The organism is Amycolatopsis sp. A1MSW2902 (assembly GCF_017312175.1).
In the GTDB taxonomy this organism is placed as follows: Bacteria; Actinomycetota; Actinomycetes; order Mycobacteriales; family Pseudonocardiaceae; genus Amycolatopsis; species Amycolatopsis nivea.
Genome location: NZ_QJPO01000001.1, coordinates 1,316,698 through 1,341,854 on the forward strand (window position 1 = coordinate 1,316,698; position 25,157 = coordinate 1,341,854).

The 25,157-nt window shown below is 70.4% G+C and carries 25 protein-coding genes; 9 read left to right on the forward strand and 16 right to left on the reverse strand.

The genetic code is table 11. The annotated features are described in order from the left end of the window. Positions 1-33: 33 nt before the first annotated feature. The 4 genes from DMP23_RS06160 to DMP23_RS06175 form a co-directional block, all read right to left on the reverse strand. The gene (locus DMP23_RS06160) at positions 34-2,208 is read right to left on the reverse strand and encodes a bifunctional SulP family inorganic anion transporter/carbonic anhydrase (protein ID WP_337820416.1); all 2,175 of its coding nucleotides are present in this window, start codon (positions 2,206-2,208) and stop codon (positions 34-36) included. A gap of 140 nt (positions 2,209-2,348) precedes the next feature. Beyond that, the gene (locus DMP23_RS06165) at positions 2,349-3,635 is read right to left on the reverse strand and encodes an adenosylmethionine--8-amino-7-oxononanoate transaminase (RefSeq protein WP_337820417.1); all 1,287 of its coding nucleotides are present in this window, start codon (positions 3,633-3,635) and stop codon (positions 2,349-2,351) included. 45 nt (positions 3,636-3,680) lie between these two features. Further along, a complete protein-coding gene (locus tag DMP23_RS06170) occupies positions 3,681-4,910 on the reverse strand; it encodes a cytochrome P450 (protein ID WP_051728683.1) in 1,230 nt (409 codons plus the stop codon). A 25-nt stretch (positions 4,911-4,935) separates the two neighbouring features. Further along, the gene (locus tag DMP23_RS06175) at positions 4,936-5,343 is read right to left on the reverse strand and encodes an SRPBCC domain-containing protein (RefSeq protein ID WP_078870303.1); all 408 of its coding nucleotides are present in this window, start codon (positions 5,341-5,343) and stop codon (positions 4,936-4,938) included. 53 nt (positions 5,344-5,396) lie between these two features. Here DMP23_RS06175 and DMP23_RS06180 point away from each other — a divergent pair, with 53 nt between their 5' ends. Further along, positions 5,397-6,011: a uridine kinase gene (locus DMP23_RS06180; protein WP_037810047.1), complete on the forward strand. Its 615-nt coding sequence runs from the start codon at positions 5,397-5,399 to the stop codon at positions 6,009-6,011. 7 nt (positions 6,012-6,018) lie between these two features. Here the strand turns inward: DMP23_RS06180 and DMP23_RS06185 are convergent, their stop codons facing one another. The 5 genes from DMP23_RS06185 to DMP23_RS06205 all read right to left on the reverse strand — a co-directional run bounded on the left by DMP23_RS06185 (position 6,019) and on the right by DMP23_RS06205 (position 11,963). Further along, entirely contained in the window at positions 6,019-7,176 is a 1,158-nt protein-coding gene (locus tag DMP23_RS06185; RefSeq protein ID WP_200864282.1) for a glycosyltransferase family 4 protein, read from the reverse strand. A 67-nt stretch (positions 7,177-7,243) separates the two neighbouring features. Further along, on the reverse strand, positions 7,244-7,894 hold the full coding sequence (locus DMP23_RS06190) for an alpha/beta hydrolase (protein ID WP_336159219.1): 651 nt from the start codon (positions 7,892-7,894) through the stop codon (positions 7,244-7,246). 91 nt (positions 7,895-7,985) lie between these two features. Then, positions 7,986-9,047, reverse strand: a complete 1,062-nt coding sequence (locus tag DMP23_RS06195; protein ID WP_037809557.1) for a C40 family peptidase — start codon at positions 9,045-9,047, stop codon at positions 7,986-7,988. A 429-nt stretch (positions 9,048-9,476) separates the two neighbouring features. After that, positions 9,477-9,698 (reverse strand): hypothetical protein, encoded by a 222-nt coding sequence (locus tag DMP23_RS06200; protein WP_037358162.1) that lies wholly within the window; start codon positions 9,696-9,698, stop codon positions 9,477-9,479. Between the two features lie 867 nt (positions 9,699-10,565). Beyond that, a complete protein-coding gene (locus tag DMP23_RS06205; RefSeq protein ID WP_037809553.1) occupies positions 10,566-11,963 on the reverse strand; it encodes an NYN domain-containing protein in 1,398 nt (465 codons plus the stop codon). 120 nt (positions 11,964-12,083) lie between these two features. On the opposite strand from DMP23_RS06205, the gene DMP23_RS06210 reads away from it, so the two are divergent. The 4 genes from DMP23_RS06210 to DMP23_RS06225 all read left to right on the forward strand — a co-directional run bounded on the left by DMP23_RS06210 (position 12,084) and on the right by DMP23_RS06225 (position 15,137). Further along, positions 12,084-13,802, forward strand: coding sequence for a DEDD exonuclease domain-containing protein (locus DMP23_RS06210; protein WP_337820418.1), 1,719 nt, complete (start codon positions 12,084-12,086; stop codon positions 13,800-13,802). Between the two features lie 82 nt (positions 13,803-13,884). Next, positions 13,885-14,169: an Lrp/AsnC family transcriptional regulator gene (locus DMP23_RS06215; RefSeq protein WP_009074830.1), complete on the forward strand. Its 285-nt coding sequence runs from the start codon at positions 13,885-13,887 to the stop codon at positions 14,167-14,169. Between the two features lie 33 nt (positions 14,170-14,202). Beyond that, a complete protein-coding gene (locus DMP23_RS06220; protein ID WP_337820419.1) occupies positions 14,203-14,655 on the forward strand; it encodes a GNAT family N-acetyltransferase in 453 nt (150 codons plus the stop codon). Positions 14,656-14,684: 29 nt separating this feature from the next. Then, on the forward strand, positions 14,685-15,137 hold the full coding sequence (locus DMP23_RS06225) for a GNAT family N-acetyltransferase (protein ID WP_037809548.1): 453 nt from the start codon (positions 14,685-14,687) through the stop codon (positions 15,135-15,137). Between the two features lie 58 nt (positions 15,138-15,195). On the opposite strand, the gene qcrB is transcribed toward DMP23_RS06225, so the two are convergent. The 4 genes from qcrB to ctaE are packed head-to-tail and all read right to left on the reverse strand — an operon-like array spanning position 15,196 to position 19,499. Then, on the reverse strand, positions 15,196-16,854 hold the full coding sequence (gene qcrB, locus DMP23_RS06230; RefSeq protein ID WP_337820420.1) for a cytochrome bc1 complex cytochrome b subunit: 1,659 nt from the start codon (positions 16,852-16,854) through the stop codon (positions 15,196-15,198). After that, positions 16,851-18,002 carry a cytochrome bc1 complex Rieske iron-sulfur subunit gene (gene qcrA / locus DMP23_RS06235; protein WP_037809545.1) on the reverse strand — a complete coding sequence of 384 codons (1,152 nt, stop codon included), beginning with the start codon at positions 18,000-18,002 and terminating at the stop codon, positions 16,851-16,853. Before qcrA ends, qcrB begins: the two co-directional genes overlap by 4 nt. Then, positions 17,999-18,817: a cytochrome bc1 complex diheme cytochrome c subunit gene (gene qcrC / locus DMP23_RS06240; protein ID WP_037809539.1), complete on the reverse strand. Its 819-nt coding sequence runs from the start codon at positions 18,815-18,817 to the stop codon at positions 17,999-18,001. Before qcrC ends, qcrA begins: the two co-directional genes overlap by 4 nt. A 55-nt stretch (positions 18,818-18,872) precedes the next feature. Beyond that, positions 18,873-19,499, reverse strand: a complete 627-nt coding sequence (gene ctaE / locus DMP23_RS06245) for an aa3-type cytochrome oxidase subunit III (RefSeq protein ID WP_009074819.1) — start codon at positions 19,497-19,499, stop codon at positions 18,873-18,875. A gap of 107 nt (positions 19,500-19,606) precedes the next feature. Between ctaE and DMP23_RS06250 the strand changes: the two genes are divergently transcribed. The 3 genes from DMP23_RS06250 to trpD all read left to right on the forward strand — a co-directional run bounded on the left by DMP23_RS06250 (position 19,607) and on the right by trpD (position 21,556). Beyond that, positions 19,607-20,032, forward strand: coding sequence for a ribonuclease E inhibitor RraB (locus DMP23_RS06250; RefSeq protein ID WP_037809537.1), 426 nt, complete (start codon positions 19,607-19,609; stop codon positions 20,030-20,032). A 61-nt stretch (positions 20,033-20,093) separates the two neighbouring features. Further along, positions 20,094-20,507: a hypothetical protein gene (locus DMP23_RS06255; protein WP_009074814.1), complete on the forward strand. Its 414-nt coding sequence runs from the start codon at positions 20,094-20,096 to the stop codon at positions 20,505-20,507. Between the two features lie 5 nt (positions 20,508-20,512). Next, positions 20,513-21,556: an anthranilate phosphoribosyltransferase gene (gene trpD, locus DMP23_RS06260; protein WP_205673406.1), complete on the forward strand. Its 1,044-nt coding sequence runs from the start codon at positions 20,513-20,515 to the stop codon at positions 21,554-21,556. A gap of 159 nt (positions 21,557-21,715) precedes the next feature. Here trpD and DMP23_RS06265 read toward each other — a convergent pair whose 3' ends face one another. Then, complete coding sequence (locus DMP23_RS06265; protein ID WP_337820421.1) at positions 21,716-22,675, reverse strand: GlxA family transcriptional regulator; 960 nt, start codon at positions 22,673-22,675, stop codon at positions 21,716-21,718. Between the two features lie 83 nt (positions 22,676-22,758). On the opposite strand from DMP23_RS06265, the gene DMP23_RS06270 reads away from it, so the two are divergent. Further along, the gene (locus DMP23_RS06270; RefSeq protein WP_336159222.1) at positions 22,759-23,667 is read left to right on the forward strand and encodes a DMT family transporter; all 909 of its coding nucleotides are present in this window, start codon (positions 22,759-22,761) and stop codon (positions 23,665-23,667) included. Positions 23,668-23,678: 11 nt separating this feature from the next. Here the strand turns inward: DMP23_RS06270 and DMP23_RS06275 are convergent, their stop codons facing one another. Together DMP23_RS06275 and ctaC are read right to left on the reverse strand one after the other, a co-directional pair. Next, a complete protein-coding gene (locus DMP23_RS06275) occupies positions 23,679-24,107 on the reverse strand; it encodes a cytochrome c oxidase subunit 4 (protein WP_337820422.1) in 429 nt (142 codons plus the stop codon). 32 nt (positions 24,108-24,139) lie between these two features. After that, a complete protein-coding gene (gene ctaC / locus DMP23_RS06280) occupies positions 24,140-25,087 on the reverse strand; it encodes an aa3-type cytochrome oxidase subunit II (protein ID WP_051728682.1) in 948 nt (315 codons plus the stop codon). Positions 25,088-25,157: the final 70 nt, after the last annotated feature.

Sequence of the window (25,157 nt, forward strand, 5' to 3'; positions counted from 1 at the left end):
GCGCGCACCCGGGGGCACGCGCGAGGGCCCGGGTCAGCCGGCCGGGGCCGCCGCGGGCGCTCCCGCGGCCACGAACTCGCCCTTCGCCGGATCGGCCAGGTACACCTGCGCCTCGCCCACGTCGAAGTACAGCCCGGTCAGCGCCAGCTCGCCGCGCGCTTCGGCCTCGGCCACCAGCGGGTACTGCCGCAGATGCGTCAGCTGCTGCAGGACGTTGTGCAACGCCAGCCGGTCCGGTTCGCGCTCCGGCCGTTCCCCGTCGAGGGTCACCGCGCCCGCCCGCTTCCGGCTCGGTTCGGCGTGCACCAGCCAGGACGCGAGCGCCGTGTCCGCGGGCGGACCGCTGGCCAGCGCGCCCATCGCACCGCACGAGGAGTGCCCGCACACCACGATTTCCCGCACTCCCAGCACCCCGACCGCGAATTCGATCGCCGCGTTGGTCGACGGATCCGCCTGCCCGGGCGGCACCAGGTTGCCGATGTTGCGGATGGTGAACAGGTCGCCCGGACCGGACGTGGTGATCAGGTTCGGCACGATCCGCGAATCACCGCAGGTGATGAACAGCGTGTGCGGCTCCTGCGCGTGCGCGAGCCCGCTGAGGACGTCCTTGAGCAGCGGCGCGGCCCGGCGCTGGAACTCGGTCGCGCCCCGGTGCGTCCGCTGCCCGGGCACCCGCACGTCCGCGGCCTGCCAAGCCGACCACGGCGCCAGCCACCTGGGCATCGCACCGGCCGCCGCGGTGCGCCGGAGCGTCGGACGGCCTTCCTTGCCCTTCGCGAACCACGGATGCCCGATCTCGTCGACGACCACCGTGCCGCCGGTCCGTTCGTGCGCCTGCTGCCAGGCGGAAAGGCTCTCGAACGCCGCGTGGTCGAGGTAATCGGCGACCAGCTCCAGCGTCACCTTCGAGCCCGCCGGGATCGTGCCGAGCACCTTCGTCAGCCGCGGCACGGACAGGAACGTCAGCACGCCTTGGACAATCACGCGCCATTCGCCGCCGTGGTGTTCGGCGTGCACGCCCGACCACACGGTGCGGCGCAGCATCAGCAGGACCGCCAGCACGATCCCGGCGAGCACGCCGGTCAGCAGGTCGAACACGACCACCCCGGCGACGGTCACCAGGTAGAGCGGCAGATCGCCGTGGCGCAGCACCTGCCGCAGATGACCGGGGTTCACCAGCTTCGCGCCGACGTGCACGAGCAGCCCGGCCAACGCGGCCAGCGGAATGGACTTCAGCACCCCGGCGAGCGCGACCACGAACACCAGCACCCACACGCCGTGCAGGATCGCCGACGCCCGCGTACGCGCCCCGGCCGCGACGTTGGTGGAACTGCGCACGATCACGCCGGTCACCGGCAGGCCGCCGAGCGAACCGGACACCATGTTCGCCGCGCCCTGACCGATCAGCTCGCGGTTCAGGTTGGCGCGCGGACCGTTCTGCAGTTTGTCCACCGCGACCGCCGACAGCAGGCTCTCGACGCTGGCGATCAGCGCGATCGTGATCACCGCGACCGCGATCTGACCCCATCCGCCGTCCGGCAGCTGCGGCGCGAAGCGGATCTGCAGCAGGTCGCCGGACAGTTCGACGCGCGGCAGCGTCATCCCGGCGACCAGGGACACCGCCGTCGCGACCGCGATGGCCGCCAGCGGTCCGGGGATTTTCCTTACCGCAGCGGGAAGTTTGGGCCAGGCCAGCAGAATGGCGAGGGTCAGGATGCCGATCAGGGCGGCGGCGTCGTGGTGCGCGGCGATCTGCGCGGGCAGCTGGGCGATGTTCTCCAGCGCCGAACTCTGCGCCTTCCCGCCGAACAGCACGTGCAGTTGGCCGAGCACGATCGTGATACCGATCCCGGCGAGCATCCCGTGCACGATCGCCGGCGAGATCGCCAGCGCCGCCCGCGCGACCCGGCTCAGCCCGAACAGGATCTGCAGTGCCCCGGCGAGGACGGTGATCAGGCAGGTGACCGCCCAGCCGAAGGTCGAGATCGTCTCGGCCATCAGCACGGTCAGCCCGGCGGCGGGCCCGCTGACCTGCAGCGGAGAGCCGCCGAGGGCGCCGGCGACCACGCCGCCCACCACGGCGGCGATCAGCCCGGCGACGATCGGCGCGCCGGACGCGAGGGCGATCCCGAGCGAAAGCGGGACCGCGACGAGGAAAACCACGAGCGAGGCGGGCACGTCGTGGCGAAGCACGGCAAGTCGTCTCATGATCACCAGGAAACCGGGATCCCTGTGAAATGTCCGCTATGTACCACTCTATGGAGTGGATCTTTATCGAATTACCCACGATCGGGTTGCGTGACCCGGCAAGATCCACTACAGGAAGCTACGCCAAACCCGAAGTAACCTCAGGCCTTCGCCGCGGCGGCCCGCATCGCCGACGTGATCACCGCCAGGTCCGCGTCCGTGCTGAGGTACGGCGGCATTGCGTAGATCAGATCCCGGAACGGCCGCAGCCACGCCCCTTCGGCGGTCACCACTTCCGTCGCGACACCCATGTCCACCTCGTGGTCCAGCTGCAGCACGCCGATCGCGCCCAGCACCCGCACGTCCACGACGTGCGGCAGCTCCCGAGCCGGCTCGAGTCCTTGGCGCAGCGCGGTTTCGATCCGCTCGACGTCGGCCTGCCATTGCCCTTCGGCCAGCAAACCGAGCGACGCGTTGGCGACCGCGGAAGCCAGCGGATTCCCCATGAACGTCGGGCCATGCGCGAGCACCGGAAGCTCGCCGCGCGTGATGCCGTCGGCGATTTCGGGCGTGCACAACGCGGCGGCCATCGTGAGGTAGCCGCCGGTCAGCGCCTTGCCGACGCACAGCACGTCGGGCGTCACGCCAGCGTGCTCGGCCGCGAAAAGCCTTCCAGTACGGCCGAATCCGGTCGCGATCTCGTCGAACACCAGCAATACGTCGTGTTCCCGAGTCAGCTCGCGCAGCGCGCGCAGGTAACCGGGATGGTGAAACCGCATGCCGCCCGCGCCCTGCACCACCGGTTCCACGATCACCGCGGCCAGTTCGTCCGCGTGCTGCTCGAGAGCCTTCGCCAGTTCGTCCACATAGGACTCATCGACCGGCGCGTCGAACCCGGACGGCGGCGCGGGCACGAAAACCTGTTCCGGCAGCACTCCGCGCCACAGGGAATGCATGCCGCCGTCGGGATCGCAGACGCTCATCGGCGTGAACGTGTCGCCGTGGTAGCCGCCGCGCCAGGTCAGCAGCCGGTGTTTGCCGGGCAGCCCGCGGGAACGCTGGTACTGCAGGCACATTTTCACCGCGACCTCGACCGAAACCGAGCCCGAATCGCACAGGAACACGTGCTCGAGCCCGTCCGGGGTCATGTCGACGAGCGTCTTCGCGAGCGTGATCGCCGGTTCGTGGGTGAGCCCGCCGAACATCACGTGGCTCATCCGCCCGGCCTGCTCGGCCAATGCCGCGTCGAGCACCGGGTTCCGGTAGCCGTGCACCGCCGCCCACCAGGACGACATGCCGTCGACCAGTTCCCGTCCGTCGGCGAGCTTCAGCCGCACCCCGCTCGCCTCTTCCACGAGCAGGGGCGGCACGCGGCCCGGCATCGGCGCGTAGGGATGCCACACGTGCGCGGCGTCGAGGGCGAGGAGGTCGGCAGCACTGGGTTCCACCCGCCGACCCTAACCGGGCGGCGGGCGGCTCCGCAGTGACCGCCGCTACGCCCCGTTCAGCCGCACCGGCAGCGACAGCACGCCGTGCACCAGCGAACTCGGCCGGTAGACGATGTTCTCGGCGGGCACGGCCAGGCTCAGCTCCGGGAACCGCGCCAGCAGCGAGCCCAGCGCGATCTGCGCCTCCAGCCGGGCCAGCGGCGCGCCGACGCAGTAGTGGATGCCGTGCCCGAACGCGAGATGCCCGCCGGGCGCGCGCGTGACGTCGAGCGTGTCCGGGTCGGGGAACTTCTCCGGGTCGCGGTTGGCCGACAGCAGCGAGATCTGCACGAACTCGTCGCGCGGGACGGTGACGCCGCCCGCCTCGATCTCGTCGACCGTGTAGCGCAGGGTCGCGAAGTTGATCGGCCCGTCGTACCGGAGGAACTCCTCGACCGCACCCGGCAGCAAGCTCGGGTCGGCGCGCAGTTTCTCCGCCTGGTCCGGCGCGCGCAGCAACGCGAACGTGGCGTTGGCGATCAGGTTGACCGTGGTCTCGTGCCCGGCGACCAGCAGCAGGAACGCCATCGAGATCAGTTCGTCCTCGTCGAGCGAATCGCCTTCGTCGCTGGCGTGCACGAGGTCCGACAACAGGTCTTCGGCCGGTTCGGCGCGCTTGCTCTCGACCAGTTGCTGCAGGTAGTCGTGCATTTCGCGCGCCGCCGCGGCCTGTGCCTCGTGGTCCTCGGAGAACGACAGCAGCAGGTGCGACCAGGCGGTGAACTGGCCGCGGTCCTCGACGCGCACGCCGAGCAGTTCGCAGATGACGGTGATCGGCAACGGCTCGGCGAACGCCTGCACCAGGTCGACCTGCTCGTGCCGGGCCATCTCGTCCAGCAGCGTGTCGGCGATCTCCTGGATCCGCGGCCGCAGCCGCGCGACGGTGCGCGCGGTGAACGCCTTGTTCACCAGCTTGCGCAGCCGGGTGTGGACCGGCGGATCGCTGTTGAGCATGTGCCGGGTGAGCAGGTTGCCGAACTCCGGCACCTCGACGTCCTGGCCGATTTTCGCCGCGTACACCCGGTGCACGTCGGCGCTGTCCTTGCTGATCCGGGGATCGTTGAGCAGCTCGCGCGCCTGCTCGTATCCGCCGACCAGGTAGGACGGGATCCCGCGGCGGGCGGTGATCGGGCAGACCGCGCCGGATTCGCGCCGCTGGGCGAGCCATTCGTGCGGGCGCTGCCAGAATTCCTCGTCCGCGTAAGGGATTTCCTCGGTGTGTTCGTCGACGCTCACTGCTGGAACCCCCTGGGCAGTTCGGTCAGCGTTCGGCCAATGCCGCCTCGACGCGCTCGACCACTTGTTTCCAATATGCCCGCTGCTCGGCCTTTTCCGCCACGTCCGCGAGCTGTTCCTGGCGGATCTTCAGCGTGCTGCGTTTGCCGAGATCCGCGACCTCGAGCTCCAGCAAGGAATCGTGGTCCCAGTCCGTCGGACGCCACGTGAGCCGCAGCCGGTCATCGGAATAGCTGCGGATTTCGCCGGTCGTGCCGTGTTCGGTCTCGTAGCCGGCCCCGCGTTCGCGCGGCAGGTCGACGCCGGGGCCGAGCCAGATCTCCACCCCGTCCCCCACCAGGAACTCCCACACCCGGCTGCCCGGGTACGGCATCGTGCGGGAAACGGCTGTCTCCCAACCACTCCGCCCGGTCTTGCCCTCCTCGTTGGCCATGCCGCCATCATGGCATCGGGGACCGACGGAAACCGGTGCGGGATCATGCGATCGTGCGCTACCGCCCCATCTCCCCCGACGCCCTCGCCGCCGAGCTGACCGAGCGCGTCGACGCGCTCACCCACCGCAGGCGAATCGCCGTCGCCGTCGACGGAGCGGCCGGAACCGGCCCGCTCGCGGAGGCGTTGACCGACCCGCTGAAGCTGCTCGGCCGGGCCGCGCTGCACGTGCCCGCCCGCGGTTTTTTGCGACCAGCGTCACTCCGTTTCGAGCACGGGAAACAGAATCCGGACGCGCGGTATACCGATTGGCTCGATTTAGGCGGTCTGCGCCGGGAAGTCCTGGACCCGCTCGCCGACGACGGGAGCGGCGAAGTCCTGCCCGCGCTGTGGGACGCCGAACGCGACCGGGCGACCAGATTGCCGCGCGTCCCGGTCCCGGACCGAGGCGTCGTCCTGGTCGACGGAGAGTTTTTGCTGGGCGCGGGATTGGCGTTCGATTTCGTGGTGCATTTGTGGCTTTCGCCGGGTGCGCTGCGCCGCCGCGTGTCCGACGAATGGGCGCTGCCCGCCTACGAACGCTACGAAAACGAAGTCGACCCGAGCGCCCTCGCGGACGTCGTGGTCCGCATGGACGACCCGCGCCATCCGGCTATCTACGAACCCTGAGCCCGGGTCAGCGCACCGCCGCCACCGGATCGCCGTCCAGGAGCGTCGAGAGGCGCTGCGCCATCGTGTCCCAGCGCCAGCTCTCGGCGACCCACGAACGGCCCGCCTCGCCCATCCTGCGGGCGCGGACCGGGTCGGACAACAGGGCCGCCAGAGTCTCCGCGAGCTGGCCCGGGTCGCGGCCGTCGACCACGTGCCCGGTCACCTCGTCCAGCACCGCCTCCGGCGCCCCGCCGGACGTGCCCGCGACCACCGGCAGCCCGGTCGCGGACGCCTCCAGGTAGACGATGCCGAGCCCTTCCACGTCGAGCCCCTTGCCCCGAGTGCGGGCGGGCATCGCGAAGACGTCGCCCGCGTTGTAGTGCGCGGGCAGTTCCTCCCACGGGACCGAGCCGGTGAAGACCACGTCGTCGGCCACCCCCAGCGCGGCAGCCAGCTGGTTGAGCCGCTTGCGATACGGCCCGCCCCCGACGAGCAGTAAGGCCGCGCCAGGCACGCGCTCACGGATCGCGGGCAGCGCGGAGATCAGCATGTCCTGGCCCTTGCGCGGAACCAGCCGCGAAACGCACACGACGGTCGGCCGATCGCCAAGCCCGTGCCGAGCCCGGATTTCCTCGCGACCAGCCGGGTCCGGCGCGAAAACCGTGGTGTCGACACCGCTCGGCAGCATCTCGAGCCCAGCATGCCGCCCGAACGCGGCAGCGAACCGGTTGCGCGTGTACTTGCTGACGTACGTGACGACGTCCACCGTCTCGCCGATGCGCCGCAGCGCTTGCCGGGAGCCAGGAAGCATCGACCAGCCGACCTCATGCCCGTGCGTGGACGCGACGATCCGGCGCGCACCGGCCTGCCGCAGCGGATGCCCGAGCAGCGCGAGCGGAGCGGCCGCACCGAACCAGACGGCCTCACAGTCGCGGGCACGCATGATCTGCTTCGCACGCCGCAGGACGTCGGGGGTGGGCAGCATCAACGACGTCGGATGCCGCACGACTTCGAACGGAGCGGCCGCGTCGAACTCGACGTGCGAGCCGCTGCTGCGCTCCCAGGAGGGCGCGTAAACGACGAGGTCGTCCGCGGGCAGCCGGGTGGCCAGCGAATTGAGGTAATTCTGGATACCCCCGGGGCGCGGCGGGAAGTCGTTCGTCACGAGCAGGGTCCTCAGCACCCCCGCAGGCTACCGACGAGCGATTCCGTAGGCCCGCCGTGGTGAAGCGGGAGTCCGCCCGGCTTCTTCAGCTCGCGAACGCCCACGCGACCATCAGCGGGAACTCTTCCCGCCAGAACCGATCCCCGTGCGATCCGGCCCGCTCGGTCAAGACGACGTCGGCCCCGGCAGCGCGAAGCGCGTCCGCCCACCGGATCGCGTTCTGCAGGAAGAACGGTTCTTGCGTACCGGCGACGAGGTACGTGCTCGGAAGCGAGCCCGGCAGGTCAGCGGGCGGTCGGTAGCCCCCTCCGGGCGAGGCGCACAAGACCGTGCCGTAGACGTCCGGATGCCGAAGTCCCATCGCCAGCGCCAGCTCTCCGCCCGCCGAGACGCCGCATACCGCAGTGCGCTCGGCGGACAACGCGACTCCGAACCGCGATCGCACCCACCGGCCGAGATCCGCGCAGAAGAATCTCTCGTGCGCCGCAAATCGCCCCGGATCGAAGCCCGGCGAGTACTCGTGGAGCCGCGAGGTCTCGTCGGCCAGGCGATGGGCTCCGACGATCATCGTCGGCGGCACCTCGGCGGCCTCGAGGTCGCTGCCCCACTGCGAGATCAGCTCGCCGTCGCCGGCGAACACGACCGCCTCGGGCCGATCCGCCGGGACGTAGACCGTGACCTGGCGGCCGCCGTCGTACGCGAAGGTCTCGGTCACCAACTCGCCCGCGAACGACATCGTCTGCTCCTCCGGTCAAGGGCCCCCGTGAACGACACCGGGGCGGCGCCGCGCAATGCGGCACCGCCCCGGTGGGAGCGAGAGCGTCCGGTCAGGCGACCCGGCGGGCGCCCACGTACTGGCTCTGCAGCGGCGAGATCTTGACGACGTCGCCGGTGGTCGGCGCGTGCACCATCATCCCGTTGCCGATGTACATGCCCACGTGCGAGACCGGCGTGTAGTAGAACACCAGGTCGCCGGGCTGCAGCTGGCTGCGCGGGACCGGCGTGCCGGTCTGGCTCTGCTGCTGGCTCGAGCGCGGCAGCGAGATGCCGGCCTGCCGGTAGGCCCACTGCATGAGGCCCGAGCAGTCGTACGAGCTCGGCCCGGTGGCACCCCACTCGTAGGGCTTGCCCCGCTGGCTCAGCGCGGCCTGGACCGCGGCCGCCGCGGCCGGGCCCGCGTTCGCGAGGTCCACCGAGATGTCGCCGCCGGTGTCCTTCTGCGCGTTGCGGTCGGCCGCGCTCAGCGCCGACGAGGTCTTCTTCAGCTCGGCGACCTGGTCGTCGAGCGACTTCTTCTTGGCCGTGATGTCCTCGGTCAGCTTCGCCGCCGCGTCGCGCGCCGCGGTGGCCCGCTGTGCGGCGTCGGCGGCCAGCTTCTCGGCGGACTTGGCCTGGTCGACCGCGCCCTGGAGCTTCTCCAGCGCGACAGCCTTCTGCGAGGCGATCTGGTCCAGCGCCGACGAACGGTCGAGGAACTCCTGCGTCGACGTGCCCGCCAGCAGCGCGGACAGCTTGTTCATCTGCACGCCGGACAGGAACGACGCGTTCGCGAACTTGTCGACGTCGACCTTGTACTTCTTCTCGTTCTCGGCGGCCTGCGCGGAGAGGTTGTGGGCGTTGCCCACGTCCGCGTTGGCCTTGTCGAGGTCGCCCTGGCGGGCAGTGAGGTCGTCCTTGGCTTTCAGGAGGTCCTCGTTCGCCTTCTCCGCCTGCGCCGCGAGGTCGCGGTACTTGGCGAGAGCGTCCGAACCGGAGTCCGGCGGGGCCTGGAGGACGGGGAGGGGGGAAGCGGCTGCGGTGCCCGCTGGCTGCGCCACGGCGACGACTGCGATCACCGAGGCGGCCGCGAGGGCGCCTGACACCACGCGCTTGACTGGATGCGACTGCACGGCCGCGCGGGTCTCCTTTGCTCGTCGGGCCGCCGTGGCCGGAACCCCGGCGCGGAAGAGGTCGGGGGCCCTCTTCGCGCACGCTGCCCGTCCGCGTTCCGGCCGTCGTGTGCCACAACAGCTTTTCCCGCGCACGGTGATTGGTTCCGGTCCTGACTCCCCGACAAAGCCGAACCGGCGGCGATCCCGCGTCGCCGTCGTCCGACAGCTGACTGGCGCGAGATCTCGGCCAGGTTACGAAAAGACCGTCGGCGCGTCCACCGGGCCCCCCGTAAAAACTCTCCGTAGTCCGGCGAAACACCATCGGACCAGCACGGCAGCTACACGTGACTTAAGTCACACGCTCTGGCAGCACAAACGACCCCTTCGACTACTTACCGTTCACCGCACCGAGGCGACCGCTCGGCGAGCCAGTGTCACCCACTGGTGTCACGCCGACCTACTGTCGGTCTCCGGAACCAGGCGCAGCCGCGGCACCATCCCCGCCTCGGCGAGCGCGTCGACAGCCCGCCGCTCGTCCGCGTCCCAGACGAGGCCGACCGGCGGCCCGAGCAGCACGCTGACCACGCAATCGGCACACGCCGCCCCGCGCACCGCACACCGGTCGCAGTCGACGACGAACGTGTCGATGTCCTCGACCGCGACGTCCACCGCACCGGCCGGACGCCGCTCTTCCTGGCGGGAGGCAACGGGTTTCGCCCGCTTCGCGCTTCGTGCCGCGCCGGCGTGCGGTCGTGCTGAGCAACGTGGGCTGACAGGTTCCGCGCACTCGCTTTCGCCGGACGCAGCCGCGGCAGCAGCGCTTTCGCCGGAACCCGACGAAACGGTGCTTTCCCGGTGCGCCTCCAGGTCCCGGTCCCGCGCTTGGCCCGTGGCCGGACTCACCCCAGTGGCAAGACTCACCGCCGGACCCTCCCCGCCCGGGTGACCGCCCCGGTCCGGCGGGCGGGACCGTTCAGCCGCCTCGCCATGCCGATGGTGCGGCAGCCGGGAGTGGCCAGCCTCCCCGCCAACCCCGTGACCCGGCGGCCGGGACCGCTCGGCAGCGTCACCCTCCCGATCGTCCGGCGGCCGACAGCGGTCAGACTCACCTCCGCCCCCATGGCCCGGCAGCCGGGACCGCTCAGCAGCCACGCCAGCCCCACGACCAAGCGGCCGGGACCGTTCAACCGCCCCGTCAGCCTGATGGTCCGGCGGCCGAGAGCCCTCAGCCCCATCGTCCGGCGGCCGCGACCGCTCAGCAGCCCCGTGATCCAACGGCAGAGAGCGCTCAAGAGCCCCGCCACCAACCCCGGCGTTCCGATCCCCCGGCCCCGCCGCGAACCGAACTCCCCCGCTAACCCCAGCCGACTCCGCCGCACGCATGCCGGAACCGACTCCGAACCGCTCCTGCTTGTTCTCGCCCATTGCCGGGCCTCCGTTCGTCCGCGAGGCCCCGGACCGGTTCCGGGAATCGCCTCGGGAACAAACGGTAGGAAGCACCACCGACAATTTCCGGAGCCGCGAGGGCGGCCAGGGTCAGACTCGACCCAATCGGCTGACGAGAACCGCCGACGCCACCGGGTGCGCGCCGCCCGCGCGGACCGAGTCCGCGACCGCTCGGTCGGATGTCGCGACGACCATCGGACGGCCCTTCGGCTCGGCCGCGACCAGCGAGCGGATCACGTCGTCGGCAAGCACGCCACGCTCGGAAAACAGCACTCGCACCCCGCGCGGCACCGCGGCGGGCACCGACAGCACGCCGGCCCCGTCGAACACCACCGTGACCTCCGCCGACGTGCGCGCCGCCAGTGCCGAGAGCTGATGCACCAGCCGGTCCCGCTGATCGGCCAGCGCCAGCTCCGGGTAACCCGTTTTGGTGACGTTGTAGCCGTCCACGATGAGATGGACGTTCGGCAACGCCAGATGCCGGTCGAGCGCCGTGACGTCCTGGATCCGCCCGCCCGGGCCGAGTCCGGACCGCGCGCCGCTCACCATGTCGGCAGGGCGCGCGCCGCGGTCGCCCAAAGCCAGTTCGCGGCGCAGGCCGTGCACCGCGCCGTCGATCGTGTCCACCAGCAATGCCAGCCGGACCTCGTCGGCCTCCCTGGCTTCGCGCGCCGACTGGCGGGCCATCTCCGCGTCCGCGACCGCCCGTTCGGCGCGAGTGCGTTCCGCGGCGACCCGGCGACGTTCCCGGTCGAGTTGCACGTTCAGCATCTCGATCTCGCGTTCCCGCGTCGCGCCCCCGTCGGCCAATTCGGCGCGCGCCGCCTCGGCCGCGTCCTTGGCCTGCCGCAGCAGCACGCCCTGCTCGCGCAGCCGGCGCAGCAGCTTCTCGACCTCGGCCTCGCGTTCGCCGCGCGCGCTCTCGACCGCTCCGCGCGCCTCTTCCAACTCGGCGCGCAGCTCGGCGATTTCGACTTCCAGCCGCTGGTTCCGGGCCAGCGCCGCGTCCCGCTCAGCGCGCAGCGCGGTTTCCTCGGCGTTCTTCGCGACCAGCCGCACGCGTCCGGCCGCGCCGGATTCGCCGAGCAGCACGGCGGCGGCAGCGGCCGAGACGGAGTCCGAAACGTTCGGGTCCAGCGCGTCGGTCCGGTGCTCGCGCAGCCATTCCAGGACCGCGGTCCGGAACTGCGCCGAATCCCCTAACGCCGTGAGCAGCGCGGTGCCGCCAAGCTTCGCGCGCTTGGCGGGGGCGAATTTCGCGACCGGCCGCAGCTGCCGCGGCACGTCGGCGACCGGCAGTTTCGCGACCGCGGCCGCGGCCAGTTCGGCGATCCGCTCGCGCACCGCCTCCGGCAGGCTCGTCCACGTCGCCGGTTCCGGACACGTCCCCGGTTCGGCGGCCTCGGCGTCCTCTCCCGCCCGCGCCGGAACCGCCGAGGGGCCGACGGCCTCCGCGGCTTCTTCCGGTTCGACGGGCTGAGGGTGCATTGGTCCAGGGTAGGCCCCGCCGCCGGATCCCGCGCCGCACCGGCCCGTTCCGCTGGTCACCATCGGGCCACGGGCGGCGCGCGCGAAGATTGTCGGTGGTCGGCCCTACTGTGCGCGATCATGGAGACCCGACCGAGGCCGGACCAGGCTCAGCTGGCGTTCGACGAGCTCGGCACCCCGCTGCGGGACACCACGTTCGTCGTGTTCGACCTCGAGACCACCGGCACCAAACCGGGGCCGGACGGGATCACCGAGATCGGCGCGGTCAAGGTCCGCGCCGGCCAGGTGCTGGGCGAGTTCGCGACGCTGGTCAACCCGGGCACGCCGATTCCGCCGCAGATCGTCGAGCTGACCGGGATCACGCAGGCGATGGTCTACGACGCGCCGCGGATCGAACGCGTGCTGCCCGCGTTCCTGGAGTTCATCGCGGGCACCGTGCTGGTCGCGCACAACTCCGGCTTCGACACCAGCTTCATGAAGGCCGCTTGCGAAGGACACGGCTACGTCTGGCCGCGTCCCACCGTCGTCTGCACGGTGAAGCTGGCGCGCCGCGTGATCCCGAGAGAAGAAGCGCGCAGCTACCGGTTGTCGTCGCTGTCCATGCTGCTCGGCGCGCGCACCCGACCGACGCACCGCGCGCTCGACGACGCCCGCGCCACCACCGACGTCCTGCACGCATTGCTGGAGCGCGTCGGCAACCTCGGCGTGCACACCGTCGAAGAGCTGATCGACTACCTCCCGGACGTCACGCCAGCCCAGCGGCGCAAGCGAAACCTCGCCGCCGACCTCCCGTCGCGGCCCGGCGTGTACCTCTTCAAGGGACCGCGGGACGAAGTCCTGTACGTAGGCACCGCGCGCGACCTGAGACGGCGCGTGCGCACGTATTTCACCGGTTCGGAGAGCCGGGGCCGGATCCGGGAAATGGTCGCGCTGGCGGAGCGGGTGGACGCCATCGAGTGCGCGCATTCCCTCGAAGCCGAGATCCGCGAACTGCGGCTGATCGCCGCGCACCGGCCCGCCTACAACCGGCGTTCGAAAAACCCGCACCACGGCTGGTGGATCAGCCTCACCGACGAGGCTTTCCCGCGGCTTTCCGTGGTCCGTCTGCCGCGCGCGGGCACGCTAGGGCCGTTCCGCAGCCAAGCCGACGCACGCACGGCCGCCGAGACTCTCGCCGACGCTTCCGGATTGCGCACCTGCACCCAACGCATCTCCGCCACCGCCGCGTCCGGCACCCCGTGTGTCCTGGCGGAACTCGGCCGTTGCGGAGCCCCGTGCGCGGGCAGGCAGACCGTCGCCGACTACTCCCCCGCTGTCGAGGCTGCTCGCGGGCTCATCGCCGGTCACGACGGGCGTCCGCTGCACCTGGCGGCGGCGCGGCTGGAGGAGATGGCCGAGCGAAGGCATTACGAACAGGCCGCGCGCCACCGCGACGAACTGGCCGGGCTCGTCCGCGCCGTCGGCCGCGCGCACCGGCAGGCCGCGCTCGCGTCGGTCGCGGAACTCATCGCGGCGGCCCCGGACGGCAATGGCGGCTGGGAACTGTCCGTCATCCGCTACGGCAGGCTCGCCTCCGCGGGAGTCGCCCGGCGCGGGGTGCCGCCGATGCCGGTGGTCGAATCCCTCGTCGCCGCCGGGGAAACCGTGCTGCCCAGCGACGGTCCGCTGCGTGGGGCTCCCGGCGAGGAGGTCGGGATCCTGCTGCGCTGGCTCGCCCGGCCGGGAACCCGGCTCGTCCGCACCACCCGGCCGTGGGCCGAGCCCGCCGCCGTCGCCGGATGGCAATCCTGGCTCGCCCGGGTCGCCGACGCCCGGTCGCTCGAACACGTCGCGGGCTGACAAGCCCCGCCGCACCATGCGCGGGCGTGTTCCCGGCTACGATCGCGCACGTCGGTTACCGCCAGGAAGTGGGAGGAACGCTGTGATCACGGCGATCGTGCTGATCAACGTAGAGGCCGAGGAAATCCCGCAGGCCGCGCAGGCGATCGCGGACCTCGACCAGGTGTCCGAGGTCTACTCGTGCGCCGGGGACGTCGACCTCATCGCCACCGTGCGCGTGCAGGCCCACGAAGACCTCGCCGACCTGATCCCCGGCCGCATCGGCAAAGTCCGCGGCGTCCTCGACACCGTCACCCACATCGCGTTCCGGTCCTACTCCCGCGCCGACACCGACTCCGCGTTCGAGATCGGCGTCGAAGGAGCCTGAGAATTGTCGTACCCCCGGGCTAACGTCCGGGACATGACGACACTGCGGCTGGCCGAGGTCACCAGCGACAACGTGGGCGCGGCCTGCGATCTGTCGGTGGCGCCGCACCAGGAGCGCTACGTGGCCCCGGTCGCCCGTTCGCTGGCCGAGGCCTACACCCGGCCGGGCGTCGCGTGGCCGAGGCTGGTCTACGCCGGCGACGATCTCGTCGGCTTCGTCATGGCCGCCTTCGATCCGGGCTGTCCGATCGACTACTTCCGCTGCGGCATCTGGCGGCTGAACATCTCGGCCGAGCACCAGAAAAAGGGCTACGGGAAGTTCGCCGTCGAAGCGGTACTGGCCGAAGCGCGCCGCCGCGGACAAGAATCGGCGACAGTGCTGTGGGTGCCCGGCGAGCACAGTCCGGAGCCGTTCTATCTGCGGCTGGGATTCCAGCCCACCGGCCAGCAGCACGAGGGCGAGGTCGTGGCCCGCATCCAGCTCTGAACCCCGGCGACAGCGCTACCGTAATTCGCATGACGACCCCGAGACTGGTCGAAGTCACGGTCGACAATGTGGAAGACGCCTGCGATCTCAAAGTGGCGAAGCATCAACGCGACTACGTCGCTCCGGTCGCCTGCTCGCTCGCCGAAGCCTATGTCCAGCACGAAATCGCCTGGCCGAGGCTGATCTACGCCGGGAAGAAACTCGTCGGCTTCGTCATGGCCGCGTTCGACCCGGACAACCCGACCGACTACTACCGCCACTACCTGTGGCGGCTGAACATCGCCGCCAAACACCAGAAAAAGGGCTACGGACGGTTCGCCGTCGAGGCGGTGCTGGCCGAAGCGCGCCGCCGCGACGCCGAATTCGTCACGGTCAGCTGGATGCCGGGCAAGCACAGCCCCGGCCCCTTCTACCAGCAGCTGGGCTTCCGGCCGACCGGCGAAATGGACGACGACGAGATCGTCGCCCGCATCCAGCTCTGAAACACGAGAAGGCCCCTCCCTCGCGATGAGGAAGGGGCCTTCCGGCGTTCTGCGGGACTCAGTGCCCGGAACCGACCTCGGTCGACTCCTCGGTGCCCTCGAGCTTCCCGTGTCCGTTCCCGTGGCCGTTGCCGCGAGCGCGCTCGAGCGCCTTCGACTCCTCCGCCGGGTCCGGCGTCCAGATCGAACCCGGGACAGCGGTGCCCGCGGTGCCGAGCTTGTTCATCTTCTTCGGCACCGCCGCGCCCTGGTACTCGAGCGGGATGGCGTGGCCGTGGCTGTCCGTGCCGGCCAGCGGCTGGTGGATCTCGATGAACTCGCCGTGCGGGAGCCGCTTGATGATGCCGGTCTCGACGCCGTGCTCCAGCACTTCCCGGTCGGACCGCTGCAGGCCGAGGCAGATCCGGTAGGTGACGTAGTACGCGATCGGCGGCACGATCAGCACGCCGATGCGCCCGGCCCACGTCGTCGCGTTCAGCGAGATGTCGAACTGGTCGGCGATGATGTCGTTGAAGCCGGACAGTTCGAGCATCGCGAAGAACCCGAGCGCCATCATGCCCAGCGAGGTGCGGACCGGTGCGTCGCGCGGCCGCTGGAGCAGGTTGTGGTGCGCGTTGTCCTTCGTCAGCTTCCGTTCCAGGAACGGATACGTCAGCAGGATCGCGAACAGCACCGGCATCCCGATACCGCCGGCGAAGAACACCGCCGGGACCGTGTAGTTGCCCAGGTAGAGCTCCCACGCGGGCCAGATCCGGAGGATGCCGTCCGCCCAGGCCATGTAGAAGTCCGGCTGGGATCCCGCGGACACCATCGACGGGTTGTACGGCCCGAAGTTCCACACCGGGTTGATCTGGAACAGGCCGGACATCAGCGCCAGCACGCCCACGACCAGGGTGAAGAACGCACCGCCCTTGAGGGCGAAGTACGGCATGATCCGCACGCCGACGACGTTGGTCTCCTTGCGCCGCACGCCCGGGAACTGCGTGTGCTTCTGGTACCAGACCAGCGCGAGGTGCGCGCCGATCAGGGCCAGCATGATGCCCGGGATCAGCAGGATGTGCAGCGTGTAGAGCCGCGGGATGATCTGGTCGCCGGGGAACTCCCCGCCGAACAGCGCCCAGTGGATCCAGGTGCCGATCACCGGCACCGACAGCACGATGCCGGACAGGGTCGCGCGGATACCGGTGCCGGACAGCAGGTCGTCCGGGAGCGAGTAGCCGAAGAAGCCCTCGAACATGCCCAGGATCAGCAGCAGGCCGCCGATGACCCAGTTCGCTTCACGGGGCTTGCGGAACGCGCCGGTGAAGAAGATCCGGAGCATGTGCACCATCATCGACGCGACGAAGATCAGCGCCGCCCAGTGGTGCAGCTGCCGCACGAACAGGCCGCCGCGCACGTCGAACGAGATGTCCAGCGTGGTGCGGAACGCCTGGGACATTTGCATGCCCTGCATGTTCGTGAAGCTGCCGTGATACGTGACCTCCTGCATGGAGGGGTCGAAGAACAGCGTCAGGTACACCCCGGACAGCAGGATGACGATGAAGCTGTACAGCGCGATCTCGCCCAGCAGGAAGGACCAGTGGGTCGGGAACACCTTGTTCATCTGGTGCCGCAGGCCCTTGGCCAGCTTGTACCGCTGGTCCGCGTTGTCCGCGGCCTCGCCCAGGTGCTTCTGGAGTGCGCTCGTGCCCTTGGTCGGCGTGGTGAGTGAACTCATGACTTACGCTCCCAGAAGGCCGGTCCGATGGCCTCGATGAAATCGCCCTTCGCGATCAAGTATCCCTCTTCGTCAACCGTGATCGGAAGCTGGGCGAGCGGACGGGTCGCCGGGCCGAAGATCGGCTTCGCGTAGTGCAGGGCGTCGAACTGCGACTGGTGGCACGGGCAGAGGATGCGGTTCGTGCGCTGTTCGTACAAGGAGGTCGGGCAGCCGACGTGGCTGCAGATCTTCGTGTACGCGTAGTAGTCGCCGAAGTTGAAGTCCTCCTGGCCCTTGCGCTTGACCACGCGCGCGGCGTCGGTCGGGCGCAGCCGGATGAGCATGACCGGGTTGTCGACCCGCATCAGCGCCTCGGACAGCTTCTTCTCGTCGCCCTTTTCCGACTCGCGGTAGGGGAAGACCGTCTCCATCGCGCCCGCGTCCAGGTCCTCGGCCTTGACCAGCGCGACGCCTTCCTTGACGTCGGCTTCGAGGTTGCCGGTGTTGCGGCGCAGGTAGACCTTCTCGCCGGGGAAGTTCGGCAGCCAGCCGGTGTGCCAGAGGCCGTCCCGGTTGTCGGAGTCCGTCCACGGGCTCTTGATGAAGGACGCGATCGGCAGCGCCGCCACCGCGAGGCCGAGCGCGCCCGCACCCGCGCCCGCGGTGCGCTTGATCAGCGACCGGCGGGCGATGCCGTTGCGGGTCCCGGCGTCGGCGAGGTGGGCCAGGATGGTGGCCCGGTCGACCTCCGCGGACGGGCCGTCGCTGCGCTGCTGCACCGAGACCTCGTGCGGGACGAACTTCTTGGTGTAGAGGATCACGCCGATGCCGAGCGCCAGCACCGCGAGACCGAGCGTGACGCCGAGAGCCGGGGTGTAGAGGCTGTAGGTCGAGTGCCCGCTGGGGTCGCTCGGGTCCTTGTACTCCCACCACTTCGGCCAGGCCATCACGACCACGAACGCCAGGCCGGCGAGCGCCGACAGGGCGAACCAGAACGCGACGAGGCGCTGCGCGCGACGCTCCGCGCGGGTGCCCTCGACCGGCCACGGCTCCGGGTACTCGACGATTTCGACGCCGTCCAGCTGACCGCCGAGCTTGAGCAGCTCGTCGCGGTCCATCTCAGCCAGCTCCGCCTCCGAGGGCGGCTTGGGCCCTTCGGCACTCATGCCTTCGATCCAATCCACAGCGTAATGCCGACGAGCGCGGCGATTCCGACGACGAAGGCGATGACGCCTTCGGAGGCGGGGCCGACCCCGCCGAGACCGTTGCCGCCCGGGTCGTTGTTGCCGTCGGACACCGACTTGACGTAGGCGATGATGTCCTTCTTCTCCTCGGCGCTGAGCTGGCGGTCGGAGAACTTCGGCATGTTCTGCGGCCCGGTGAGCATCGCGTCGTAGATCTGCTCCTCGGTGGCCGGGTCGAGCGGCGGCGCGTACTTGCCCGCCGACAGCGCGCCCCCGCGGCCGGTGAAGTTGTGGCACGAGGCGCAGTTGAGCCGGAACAGCTCGCCGCCGCGCGCCGGGTCGTTGCCGCGCAGCGCCTCGCCGCGCTCCTCCGGACGCTGCGCGCCGCCGCCGTGCGCCTGCACGTAGGCGCCGACCGCGTCGATCTCGCTCGGGGTCAGCTTCGGCGGCTTGCGGGCGATCTGCGCCTCCTGGCGCGCCGCGGGCATCCGGCCGGAGGAAGTCTGGAAGTAGACGGCCGCGTCGCCGATGCCGATGAGGCTCGGACCGCGGTCCTTGACGCCCTCGAGGTTCGCGCCGTGGCACTCGATGCAGGTGTTGTTGTAGACCTGCTCGCCCTGGCGCAGCAGCGCCGGGTCGCCCTGCGCCTGCGCGGTCTGCGGTTCCGGGGCGAACACGGCGTACAGGGCGCCGGCCCCCACCAGGGCGACGCCGAGTGCGAGCACGCCCGCGAGGCGCCTGCGCATCTTCGAGCGCGCGCGGAACCGGCGCTCCGAGGATTTGGTGCTGGTGGTCATCTTGCGGCAACCCTTGCTGTCAGTTCAGGCCGTTTTGTGGTGGGCGGTGCGGAGATCAGGGAAGGATGTAGATCACCGCGAAGAGGCCTACCCACACGATGTCGACGAAGTGCCAGTAGTACGACACGACGATCGCCGAGGTGGCCTGCGCCGGAGTGAACTTGCTGAGCTTCGTGCGGACCAGCAGGAACACGAAGGCGATGAGCCCGCCGATCACGTGCAGGCCGTGGAAACCGGTCGCGAGGTAGAACACCGTGCCGAACGGGCCGGACGGGATCGTGAGCCCCTCCTCGACCAGGTTGTGGTACTCGTTCGCCTGCCCGAACACGAAGATCGCGCCCATGATCAGCGTCACGATGTACCAGCGCCGCAGGCCGTAGACGTCGCCCCGCTCCGCGGCGAACACGCCGAACTGGCAGGTCAGCGACGACAGCACGAGGATCACCGTGAACGGGATCGCGTACGCGACGTTGAGGTGGAACTCCTCGCCGTGCAACGGCGGCGGCCAGGACGCCCCGGCCGGGTTCTGCGCCTTGACGGTGAAGAACATGGCGAACAGTCCGGCGAAGAACATCAGTTCGCTGGACAGCCACACGACGGTGCCGACACTGACCATGTTCGGCCGGTTCAGCGAGTGGACCCGCTGGCTGATGGTGGGAGCTGCCGTTGTCACGGATCGCATTATGTCCTCTCGCGACCGCACCCCGCCCGCCGGGTCTGCGGCGGGTCGTGGGAGCTTCGCGTCACACCCGCGCGCGAGACGCGGACCAGCGGCGGAAGGAGCTACTCGTGAGTTGGCTGGAGAAGCTCCGTGACCTGGTGAGAAAGCCGGGGAAAGCGGTTCTCGACCCGGACGCGCCCGGTCTGCGGACGGTCGTTTCGGCGTTCGATCCGGCCGTCGCGGATTCCGCGGTGCTCGCCGATTCACCCGGCTGGGCAAGCGAAGCGCCCGCGGTGCTCGTCCATCACCTCGTCCTCCCGGCGGACCGGATCGACGAGGCGGCGGCGATTCTCGCGCAGGACGGCTACGACCTGCGCGAACAAAGCCGCGACGGCGACCGGGTGCTGGCGCACGCCCGGCGGGTGCAGGTCCTGGACGCCCTGCACTGCGCCCAGGAACGGTCCCGGATGGCCGGTCTGGCGCAGCGGCTCGGCGGCGACGCCCCGGGCTGGGAGGCGCGGCAACCGGGTGACTCGCCCACCGCGTCCGCGTGAGATGCGTCTCGGCCGATACGATCGCGGCTGTTCCACCCGTGACGAGACGGAGGCGTGCTCAATGAGCGAGCAGTCCCAGCGGATCCTGGTGTTCAGCCACAAGGCCGAGGTCCGCGAGGCGATCATGAACGCCGTCGGCAGGCGCCCGGCGGCCGACCTCGGCCGCGTGGAGTGGGTCGAGGCGGCCGGCATCGCCGACGTGCTCGCCGAGATGGACGCGGGCTCGGTCGACCTCGCGATCCTCGACGGCGAGGCGCAGCCGACCGGCGGCATCGGCCTGACCCGCCAGCTTAAGCACGAGATCGACGACTGCCCGCCGATCGTGGTGGCCGTCCGCCGCCGGGACGACCGATGGCTCGCCACCTGGGCGCTGGCCGACGCCGTGCTGGTGCACCCCCTCGACCCGCTGACCGCGGCGGAAACCGTCGCCGGCGTGCTGCGCGCCGGGCGGGTCCCCGCCGTCAACGGCGGCTGAGCCCGGTGGGCGCCACCCCGCACACCTGGCCCGCGCTGCTGACCCGGCTCATCGCCGGCGAGGACCTGTCCGCGGAGGACACGGCGTGGGCGATGGACCAGATCATGTCCGGCAGCGCCGGGCAGGCGCAGATCGGCGGCTTCGCGGTCGCGCTGCGCGCCAAGGGCGAAACGCCCGCGGAGATCGCCGGCATGGCCGACGCGATGCTGGCGCACGCCCGGCGGATCACGCTGAGCCGTCCCGCGGTGGACATCGTCGGCACCGGCGGCGACCGGTCGAACTCGGTGAACATCTCCACGATGGCGACGATCGTCACGGCGGCGGCGGGCGCGCCGGTGGCCAAGCACGGCAACCGGAGCGCGTCGTCGAAGTCCGGCGCGGCCGACGTGCTGGAAACCCTCGGCGTGAAGATCGACCTGCCGCCGGAAGCGGTGCTCGCGTCGCTCGAGGAGATCGGCATCGGGTTCTGCTTCGCCCCGGCGTTCCACCCGGCGTTCCGGCACACCGGCCCGCCGCGGCGCGAACTGGGCGTGCCGACCACGTTCAACCTGCTCGGCCCGCTCACCAACCCGGCGCAGCCGGAAAGCGCGCTGATCGGCTGCGCGTACGCGGACAAAACCCGTGCCCTGGCGGAGATTTTCGCCCAGCGCGGGATGTCGGTGCTGGTGGCCCGCGGCGACGACGGGCTGGACGAGATCACCACCACCACGACGACGTCGGTGCTGGTGGTCTCCGGCGGCACGGTGACGGAACGCACCTTCGACCCGCAGTCGCTCGGCATCCCGCGCGCCACGGCGGAGGACCTGCGCGGCGGCGACGCCGCGGCGAACGCGGAGGTGGTCCGGGAACTGGTCAGCGGCAAGACCGGCCCGGTGCGCGACGCGGTGGTGCTGAACGCCGCCGCCGCGCTGGCCGCCTTCGCGGGCTTCTCCGATTCGCTCGAGGACGACTTGGCGGCCGGACTGGACCGAGCACGCCAGGCCATCGACAACGGCGCGGCAGCGGCGCTGCTGGACCGGTGGATCGCGTTCTCCTCGGCTGAGCGCTGACCGTTCGCATCGGCTGAACGCCGCATCGGGCGCTTTTCCGCGCCCGGTGCGGCGTTTGTCGTTTTCAGCGAGTCGTTCGGGGCGCGCGCACCGATGCGGCGTTCAGTGCGTCACATGAGCCCAATGCCACAGCAGGATCGCGACGAGCCGGACCAAGGCTCACGAACGGAAGGCGGTCCGGTAAGCGCTCGGCGTAGTAGCGCGCAACCGCGAAAACTGGTGCCGCAACGCCGCCGCCGACGCGTATCCGCAGGCCACCGCGATGTCCTCCACCGAAAGCGAGCCCTCCTCCAGCAGCGCCTGCGCCCGGTCGAGGCGGCGTTCGGTCAGCCAGCGGTGCGGCGTCGTCCCGGTCGCGGCCGAGAACCGGCGCAGGAACGTCCGCTCCCCCAATCCGCTGCGGCGAGCCAATTCCGCGACCGTGAACGGCTGATCCAACCGTCGTTCCACCCATTCGAGCGCTTCGGCGACCACCACGTCGTCCGGGGCGGCCGTCGCGGGCACCGGGGCCTGCACGAACTGCGCCTGCCCGCCCGCGCGGTGCGGAGCGGCCACCATTCGCCGGGCCAGCGCCGTCGCCGCCGTGACTCCGCGCAGGCGGCGCACCAGGTGCAGGCAGAGGTCCACCGCGGCGACGGTCCCGGCGCTGGTGAACACGCCGTGGTCGTCCGCGTAGAGGGCTTGTGGGTCCACTTCCGCGGCGGGGAACAGGCGGCGGAATTCCGGTTCGTAGATCCAGTGCACGGTGCAGCGACGGCCGTCCAGGAGGCCCGCGTAGCCGAGTGAAAAAACTCCCGCGCAGAACCCGGCCACCCACGCGCCGCGTTCCCGGGCGGCGCGCAAGGCGTCCAGCAGCGGCTCCGGCGGCGGCGCGGTCCGCGGCGCTTGGGTGGGCACAATCACCAAATCCGCCGACGCCGCGAAGTCGAGGTCGCGCAGTCCGGCCAGGCCGAAGCCGGACCAACTGGCCACGTCCGCGCCGCCCGGCGAGCACACGCCGAAGTCCCAGCCGGGCATGCCGTCCGCGCTGCGGTCGGTGCCGAACACCTCGCACGCGACGCCCAACTCGAACGGCGAAACCCGGTCCGCGAGCAGCACGGCGACCCGTTCCACGTCCATGCGGCCCAGCATGTCACAAGTTTTGCGGTCATTGTCATCTCTGACACTGGTTGAGCGTCGCCGCGCAGACGAATCTGGGTCGCATGAAGAACCCCGAATCCCGCCCGGTCCTGCAGTGGTCCGCGGCGATGGCGTTGTCCGGCACGATCGGCGCGGTCGTGCTCGAAAGCGGCGCTGCCGCCCCGGCGGTCGCGTTCGCCCGCTGCCTCGTCGGCGGCGTCCTGCTGGTCGTGTGGTCCCTCGCCAGGGGCTGGTTCCGCGACTGGCGGCCGACCCGCCGCGACCTGCTGCTCGCGATCGCCGGCGGGCTGCTGCTGGTCGGCAACTGGGTGCTGCTGTTCGCGTCCTACTCGCTGTCCTCCATCGGCGTCAGCACGGTCGTCTATCACACCCAGCCGCTGATCCTCGTCGGAATGGCGGCGGTGTTCCTCGGCGAGAAGGTCGGCCGTTCGCACCTCGCGCGGGCGGGCATCGCGTTCGCCGGAGTTGTGGTGATTTCCCTTTCCGCACAAGGAGATGACGGACAACCCGTGCGATTCGCCGGAATCGCGCTCGCGCTCGGCGCGGCCCTGCTCTACGCCGGTGCGTCCTTCATCGCGAAGCAGCTCAAGCACATCCGGCCGCATCTGCTCGCGGCAGTGCAGCTGACGGTCGGCGCGATCGTGCTCGCCCCCGCGCTGATGTTCACGCCGCTGCCGAGTTCGGCTCCGGGACTGCTGTGGCTGCTGCTCCTGGGCACGGTGCACACGGCGGTGATGTACGTGCTGATGTACGCCAGCATCGGCAAGCTGCCGACCACGACGGTCGCGCTGCTGTCCTACCTGTACCCGGTGGTCGCGGTCGTGGTGGACATGCTGGCGTTCGGCCACCGGCTCACCTGGCCGGAGGGCCTGGGCATGCTGGCGGTGCTCGCCGCGGCGCTCGCTCCGCAGCGCGTGAAGCCGGATACGCGAAACGCCCGGCCGGGGATTCCCAGCCGGGCGTCGCGGTGAAGCGGAAAAACTCAGTCGTGCTCGTGCTCGGGACCGGTGTGGTACTCGAACACCAGGCCGCCCACGGCGATGAGCAGCGCCACGATCGCCATCACGAGCAGCCAGATGTGGAAGAACGCGAGGGCGAGGCCGGCCAGCCCGGCCGCCGCGGCCAGCGCGACCGGCCAGTAGCTGCCCGGGCTGAAGAAGCCCAGCTCGCCGGCGCCGTCGCTGATCTCGGCGTCCTCGCGGTCCTCCGGGCGCTCTTCGATCCGGCGGGACACGAACTGCATGTAGCTGCCGGCGAGGAACGCGAGGCCGCCGGTCAGGAACAGCGCGACGATGCCGACCGGCTCAGCCTTCTGGTCGGTGGTGAAGAGCGCGGTCATGACCCAGTAGACGGCGGTCATGAGGACGGCAAACCCCGCCACCATGTAGAAAATCCGGGCTTCGACCTTCATGGGATTGGTCCCCTGCTCCTTCTGGTTCGCCGTCAGTTGGACGCGGTGCGCGCGGTGCGGTCGGTGTTGAACGGCTTCGTGGTCACCGCGTACGGGCTGCACAGCTCGCCGCAGTTCATCGAAGCCAGCGCCTCAGACGCGGTGTTCGGCTTGCCGGTCTTCGGGTTCGTCTCGGTGCGCAGCTTGAGGTACTGGTCGAACTTGTCCGGGGACAAGGCGCGCACCTCGAAGTTCATCACCGAATGGTACGTCCCGCACAGCTCGGCGCAGCGGCCGACGAACGAGCCTTCGCGGTCGATCGAGTTCTGGAACGAGCTGTCCTGGTTGTTCTTCTCCGGGTCCGGCATCACGTCGCGCTTGAAGTTGAACTCCGGGACCCAGAACGAGTGGATGACGTCCGTCGAACGGAGCCGGTACTCGATGGTCTTGTTCGTCGGCAGCACGAGCAGCGGGATCTCGCCGGAGGAGCCGACGGTGCTCACCTGGGTGCCGTCGGCGCGCTTGGCGGCGTCGCCCTCGTACTTGAACTCCCAGTTCCACTGGAAGGCGATCACGTCGACCACGACGTCCGGGTTCGGCTTCTTGTCGAGGACCTTGCTCTCGGTCGTCGCCGTGAAGAAGAACAGCACGCAGACCATGATCGTCGGCAGGACGACCGTGAAGATCTCCAGCGGGATGTTGTACTGGAACTGCCGCGGGAGGTCCTCGGGACCTTCGGCGGCCGCGCCCTTCTTCTTGCGGTGGAAGATCGCGGTCCAGAAGATCAGGGCCCACACGATCGCGCCGACGACGAGCGCGGCGACGACCGTCCACGTCCAGAGGGTGCGCATCTGGTCGGCCTGCGGCGTGACGCCCTTGGGCCAGCCGAAGCGGAGGATCTCGTCTCCCGAGCAGCCCGTCGCGGTCAGCGCCACCAGCACGGCCAGCGCGGCGACACGCCCGACCCGCTTACCCACCGGGGTGCGCTCTGGTTTTCCCACTGCGCCCTGCCCTTTCACCCAACAGGCCCTCTCACACCGGGCCTTCTTCGACCGATCTTCGTGACAGGCG

Bases quoted from the DNA above. Each gene is read 5' to 3' on its own strand.
- DMP23_RS06160 (WP_337820416.1), bottom strand. From the start codon at position 2,208: ATGAGACGACTTGCCGTGCTTCGCCACGACGTGCCCGCCTCGCTCGTG.
- DMP23_RS06175 (WP_078870303.1), bottom strand. From the start codon at position 5,343: ATGGCCAACGAGGAGGGCAAGACCGGGCGGAGTGGTTGGGAGACAGCC.
- DMP23_RS06190 (WP_336159219.1), bottom strand. From the start codon at position 7,894: ATGTCGTTCGCGGGCGAGTTGGTGACCGAGACCTTCGCGTACGACGGC.
- DMP23_RS06205 (WP_037809553.1), bottom strand. From the start codon at position 11,963: ATGCACCCTCAGCCCGTCGAACCGGAAGAAGCCGCGGAGGCCGTCGGC.
- DMP23_RS06210 (WP_337820418.1), top strand. From the start codon at position 12,084: ATGGAGACCCGACCGAGGCCGGACCAGGCTCAGCTGGCGTTCGACGAG.
- DMP23_RS06220 (WP_337820419.1), top strand. From the start codon at position 14,203: ATGACGACACTGCGGCTGGCCGAGGTCACCAGCGACAACGTGGGCGCG.
- DMP23_RS06225 (WP_037809548.1), top strand. From the start codon at position 14,685: ATGACGACCCCGAGACTGGTCGAAGTCACGGTCGACAATGTGGAAGAC.
- qcrB (WP_337820420.1), bottom strand. From the start codon at position 16,854: ATGAGTTCACTCACCACGCCGACCAAGGGCACGAGCGCACTCCAGAAG.
- qcrA (WP_037809545.1), bottom strand. From the start codon at position 18,002: ATGAGTGCCGAAGGGCCCAAGCCGCCCTCGGAGGCGGAGCTGGCTGAG.
- qcrC (WP_037809539.1), bottom strand. From the start codon at position 18,817: ATGACCACCAGCACCAAATCCTCGGAGCGCCGGTTCCGCGCGCGCTCG.
- ctaE (WP_009074819.1), bottom strand. From the start codon at position 19,499: ATGCGATCCGTGACAACGGCAGCTCCCACCATCAGCCAGCGGGTCCAC.
- DMP23_RS06255 (WP_009074814.1), top strand. From the start codon at position 20,094: ATGAGCGAGCAGTCCCAGCGGATCCTGGTGTTCAGCCACAAGGCCGAG.
- DMP23_RS06265 (WP_337820421.1), bottom strand. From the start codon at position 22,675: ATGGACGTGGAACGGGTCGCCGTGCTGCTCGCGGACCGGGTTTCGCCG.
- DMP23_RS06270 (WP_336159222.1), top strand. From the start codon at position 22,759: ATGAAGAACCCCGAATCCCGCCCGGTCCTGCAGTGGTCCGCGGCGATG.
- DMP23_RS06275 (WP_337820422.1), bottom strand. From the start codon at position 24,107: ATGAAGGTCGAAGCCCGGATTTTCTACATGGTGGCGGGGTTTGCCGTC.